Annotated in this window: 4 protein-coding genes; 1 reads left to right on the plus strand and 3 read right to left on the minus strand. The window is 59.6% G+C overall.

The window, feature by feature from the left end:
- Both EOA85_RS26720 and EOA85_RS37730 read right to left on the minus strand, forming a co-directional pair.
- Positions 1-1,316 (minus strand): phospholipase D-like domain-containing protein (locus EOA85_RS26720; RefSeq protein WP_127211766.1); only part of this gene is annotated, 1,316 nt, incomplete at its 3' end.
- 42 nt (positions 1,317-1,358) lie between these two features.
- Positions 1,359-1,511, minus strand: a complete 153-nt coding sequence (locus EOA85_RS37730) for a hypothetical protein (protein ID WP_164759895.1) — start codon at positions 1,509-1,511, stop codon at positions 1,359-1,361.
- A 199-nt stretch (positions 1,512-1,710) separates the two neighbouring features.
- Here EOA85_RS37730 and EOA85_RS26725 point away from each other — a divergent pair, with 199 nt between their 5' ends.
- A complete protein-coding gene (locus tag EOA85_RS26725; RefSeq protein ID WP_164759896.1) occupies positions 1,711-3,756 on the plus strand; it encodes a family 16 glycosylhydrolase in 2,046 nt (681 codons plus the stop codon).
- 1,024 nt (positions 3,757-4,780) lie between these two features.
- Here EOA85_RS26725 and EOA85_RS26735 read toward each other — a convergent pair.
- Positions 4,781-4,990, minus strand: coding sequence for a KTSC domain-containing protein (locus EOA85_RS26735; RefSeq protein WP_127211768.1), 210 nt, complete (start codon positions 4,988-4,990; stop codon positions 4,781-4,783).
- Between the last annotated feature and the right edge of the window lie 234 nt (positions 4,991-5,224).

A 5,224-nucleotide genomic window follows, 5' to 3' on the forward strand; every position in this document is an offset into this window, starting at 1 on the left:
TCAAGAACCTCTATATCAATCTCAAAATTCAGCCGCAGGGACCGGGCATCAAGATTGGAGGATCCTATATAAGCCCAAACTCCATCGACTGACAGCAGCTTCGAATGATCGAACGAGCCCTCCGTGCGCCATACGCGGCAATAGTGCTTCAGGACCTGATCGAATTGCGCCGTCATCGCCCGGTCGACAAGGAAAAGATTGTTCATCGCCGGTACCACGATGTCGATCTCGACGCCTCGCCTGGCCGCTGTCGTCAGCGCGCTGATCAGTTCCCGATCCGGCAGGAAATAAGGCGACATGATGCGGATCGATTTGCGGGCGACGGAAAATGCTCCGATCAGCAAGTTGTGGTTCGTTTCGATGCTGGCATCCGGCCCGGATGCAACCGCCCGCGCCAGCATCGGTTGACCGGGAGCCGCGGGAGGCGTGGCCACTTGCCAGGTGTCGCCTTTCAGGAGCTCGCCGCTTACGAAGCGCCAATCTTCGGCGGCAACCGAAAAAAGGTCGGCCACGACCGGCCCGGTGACCTGAAAATGCGTGTCCCTCGCGCTGGAGGAGCCGGCGAACTCGGCTGAGAATCCCTTTCGGATGTTCATCCCTCCGGTGAACGCAATCGTGCCATCGACGACCAGGATCTTCCGGTGCGTTCTGAGGTTGGCGTAGGGAAGACGCAGGCCCATGACAATGTTGCCGTTGAAGAGGTCTGCGGTGATTCCTGCCTCTCGCAGACGCCCAAGAATGCTGGGGACGGAGTAACGCGCCCCGACGGCATCGATCAGCACGCGAACGCTGACACCCCTCTGGACGGCTCCGGCGAGAGATTCCACGAAAAGCCGCCCGACATCGTCATTGTCGAAGATGTAGGTCTCGAGAAGGATAGTGCGTTGAGCGCCATCAATCGCTCGGCACATTGCGCCATAGGCCTCGTCACCTGTCTCCAATATCGCAATCGCGTTTCCCGAGGTCAGGGCGCGCCGGGCCACCCTGTCGCCCAATGTCTTCAGGCCGGTGAAGCGTTGGCCGTACCGGTCGGCAATCAATTCCTCGGCGGCAATGTTGCGCTCATGTTTTGCGGAAGCCGCCTCGCTGGAAAGGGGCCGCATGGCGCTGATCGTTGCACGACGGATGCGGTTTATGCCGGCAACGGCGTAGATGATCGCGCCAAGGAATGGCGACAGGAACATCACGCCGACCCAACCTGTGGCGGCGCGGACGTCTTCCTTCGTCATTATGGCGTGGACGATGCCGATTGCCGCCATCACCACCGGAATGATCGCGAGGATCTGGGGCCAATGAGTCATTAAGGTCTGCAACATCGCCAGGACTATCCAGCGAGCGGTTGCAGAACGCAATGCAGCTCATTCCCGGCGTTGCTCGTCGGCGCCTCCGCCATAGACCATTATCAGATCGGCGGAACGGCAGTAGCGCACGTTCCCGCAGCTGCACTCGGCTTTGACGAGCATGTTGTGCCGGGTCGCCTTGCCCAGCGTGTCGATCGGATCATGCGCCATGGAGGATCCGCAGTTTCGTGTGCCGGCTACATCAACCGATTTGCGACTTCTCCCAAATTTCTCGTGAAGCGTTGGGGATAACCGCACTGAGCCCATTTGCGGCGGAATCGGTGTCCATTACCGTTCCGTTAACAAATGGATGATTAGATCTTGGTGGGGGATCAACCGCGAAAATGTTGCGAGAACGAGGAGCCCATCAATGGCTGCGATTGCTCTTCCTGGCGATTGGACCGGACAGTACAAAGGATCGGAGCTGAACCTCTCAGGTTTCAAGCTCTCCTTTTCCGACGAGTTCAACACGCTTGATGTCGTGCCGAACAACGGCACCGGCAAATGGTTCGCGCCGGTACACGCCCCCTATGGGGCCGCCACGTTCATGTCGCCGGTGGGGGCGACGAATCCGTTCTCCGTCTCTGACGGGCAGCTGACCATTACCATGAAGCAGGTGGACGGCGTCTGGCAGTCGGGAACGATGCAAACGGTTAACAGCACCGGCCGGGGTTTCGCGCAAGAGTACGGGTACTTCGAGATGCGCGCGGCCTTTCACGGCGGGGCGGGAGCCTGGCCGGCTTTCTGGATGCTGTCGCCCGATCAGACTGTGCCACGCGTCGAGGTCGACATCGTTGAAGCGTATGGGGGCGATCCCGATGGTCATCACCAGGCGGTGCACTTGAGCAATAAGGAAGGCCACGCTTGGAAAGGCAACTATACGGGCCTCGCCAGTTCGATGTTCGACGGGACGTTTCACACCTACGGCGCGAGGATCACGACGGACTGGATCACCGTGTACTATGACGGCAAGGAGCTGAGCCGCTTTCCAATGAGCGAGTCCTTCCGCACGCCGCTCTATATGCTGGCCTCGCTTGCCATGAATCCCCTTGAAGTCGAGCGGGCGTCCGGCACCTACAAGATGGTGATCGACTACGTGCGCGCCTATGCCGCGCCGGACGTGATGGAGCAGCACCTGACCGGGACGGATGCGGCGGATATCCTGAACGGCGGCAGCTTTGATGACGTTCTGGACGGCGGAGCCGGTGCTGACAAAATGTCCGGCGGTTTGGGCAACGACACCTACCGCGTCGACAACGCATTCGACGTAGTCATCGAGGCTGAGGGCGCCGGCATCGATGTGGTCATCACCTCGATGACTTATTCGCTGTCCGGCCAGCAAATAGAGCAGCTCACACTCACCGGAGTTGCCGACATCGACGCGATGGGTAACGAACTCGACAACACGCTGGTCGGCAACGCTGGCAGCAACCTGCTCGACGGCGGGGTCGGAATCGACAAGATGGAGGGCGGCGCAGGCGACGATACCTACTATGTCGACAATGCGCTCGACCGCGTGGTCGAGGGCGATGTGGCGGGCAACGATTCGGTATTCAGCTCGAGCACCTATTCACTGCCATCCTATGTCGAAAATCTGACCCTCATTGGCCTTGGCGCTATCAATGGTCGCGGCAATTCTTCCGACAATGAGCTGACCGGGAACAATGGGAACAACACGCTGGACGGCCTTGCCGGCAACGACACCATAAGGGGCGGGGCGGGTAGCGATCGGTTGGCGGGCTATGATGGCACCGACCTTCTCGATGGCGGGACCGGGGCCGACCTGATGAATGGCGGTGCCGGCAACGATACCTATTACGTGGACAATGTATTGGACAACGTCATCGACGAAGCGGGCCTCGACCAGATTTTCAGCTTGGTCACGTACTCACTGGCGGTCGATCGCAGGCTGGTAGAAAATCTGCGTCTGACCGGAAACGCCAACGTCGGAGCCACGGGAAATTCCCTCGACAACGTGCTCGACGGCAACGACAGCGACAACAAACTGGACGGCGGCCGAGGCAACGATACCGTGCTCGGGCACGGTGGCAACGATGCACTAACGGGCGGCCTTGGCATTGACCGGCTTACTGGCGGAGCCGGCAACGATTCCTTCGTTTTCAGTGCGCCGCTCTCAGTGGCCAACCGCGACATCATCACGGATTTCAACCATACGGCCGATACATTCAGGCTCCAGAATTCGGTAATGCAGGGGCTGGGAGCCACCGGAGCCCTCGAGCCAAGGTACTTCTTCGCTGGGACTAGCGCGCACGACGCCGACGACCACATCGTCTATGACAAGGTTACGGGTGCGTTGTTTTACGATTCCAACGGAAACGTCGCAGGCGGCGTGACACAGCTCGCGACGCTGACGAACAGGCCGACGCTGCTAGCCGACGATTTTTTCGTGATCTGATCCGGCGCCTACAGCGGCGCGCGCACCGCTGTAACTTCTAGTTTGCGATCGCTTTGTTCGAAAAACCGGTGACCTCTTTTTCGAACGATGCTCTAATTAGTCTACTTAATCATAAACTGTGTTGGATGTCTTTGGCAGCAGGGACGTCGTGTGATGTTATCCTACAACGTCGCTCGACTTGTTCCTCGATGTTGAGAATCGACGAGAACGGGTCGAGCGGGCGAAGAAACGACTTTCGGAGGCGCTCCTGGCCTTAACCATCCGAAGCAAGCCCGCCGCTTTTTAACGTCTGATTCTGGAAATGCGCGAAAACGTACCGAATTGCGTGCGGTGCTGGGGCGCAACACAGCGATAGGCAGGAACTTCCGAGCGGGAAGAACCGACCGACCAACCAATTGAAACAGGGCGTGACCGCACTTGCGGCGATCTCGCGAGGAAGAGAAACGCGGCACCGGAAAGGTCTTCATGTGGGGCGCCGTGATCATCGCTGTGCTTTTCGTTGCCCTAATGGCCGTGTTCGTCCTCGGGCCGTTCTGGTCTTAGCCACCATGGTCGAATGAAGCCCGCGCCCCCACGGGGGTAAGGACAGGCATCGCGAAACGGATGTCGAGAGAACGCCACATGCGGCAACCGAACAACCCGCCGCACATCGTGCCGGTGCGGAGGCGCGCATGAGCGCGGCCCTACTGATGCCGCGCGAGCCGGTGCATGGGTGCGTTTGCTTCGGCCAAACTAGCCAGCGCTTGCTCGACTTTTTGAGCCGAGGCGTCAGTGCGCTTGATGTGCCGGATCATTTGCTGCCTCAGCCGCGCGAGCCTTTCGGCGCGATATACATCGCCGTATCTCGCAGTTTCAAGGTGGAGGGTCGCGAGCCTCATGGGCGACGAATCCGATTATCTAGCAGTAGAATTCGCGAATCCGCCTTTCGTTCCGATGTCCGACCTTACCCTCGCAAAGGCTGGCCGGACGGCCGCGACGAATGAGTCGCATCCCTGCCAAAAGAGAGATCGTCCGCTGATGGTGCTCAGTCGACCGCGGGTCCAACCAGACGGTAGCGGAAGTGATTGCGGATCTGTTCGTTGAAGAAGCCCTTGGCGAAGGCGGCTCGGACTCGGCGAAGGTCTCCGGCGGGCACGTCCTCAAACTGGTAGCATTTAACGCTGGCCACGAACCACACCGAGAGGACTTTGCGCTCCGGATCGTATTCCGTTTTGTGTATCGAGGTGGACGGCATTACGTGACTACTCCGATCAGGGAGAGAGTCCATCTGAAGTTGCCTGCGCCCCACGGAGGGGAAGGACGCGGGCTGATCGGGAGGGACACCGATCTCGCAGCATTGGTTCACAGGAGAAGATGCTGCAGGAGCCGAACCCCCTCCCCGAGCTGGTGTTCCGTACGGACGTCAAAAAAAGCCCGCCGCACCTTTCGGCACGGCGGGCGATCAGTCGTTCACCAGGCACAGGGTGGG

The sequence above is a fragment of the Mesorhizobium sp. M5C.F.Ca.IN.020.29.1.1 genome (genome assembly GCF_003997375.1).
Taxonomy (GTDB): Bacteria; Pseudomonadota; Alphaproteobacteria; order Rhizobiales; family Rhizobiaceae; genus Mesorhizobium; species Mesorhizobium wenxiniae.

Coding starts and splice junctions, on each gene's coding strand:
- EOA85_RS37730 (WP_164759895.1), bottom strand. CDS start 1,511: ATGGCGCATGATCCGATCGACACGCTGGGCAAGGCGACCCGGCACAAC.
- EOA85_RS26725 (WP_164759896.1), top strand. CDS start 1,711: ATGGCTGCGATTGCTCTTCCTGGCGATTGGACCGGACAGTACAAAGGA.
- EOA85_RS26735 (WP_127211768.1), bottom strand. CDS start 4,990: ATGCCGTCCACCTCGATACACAAAACGGAATACGATCCGGAGCGCAAA.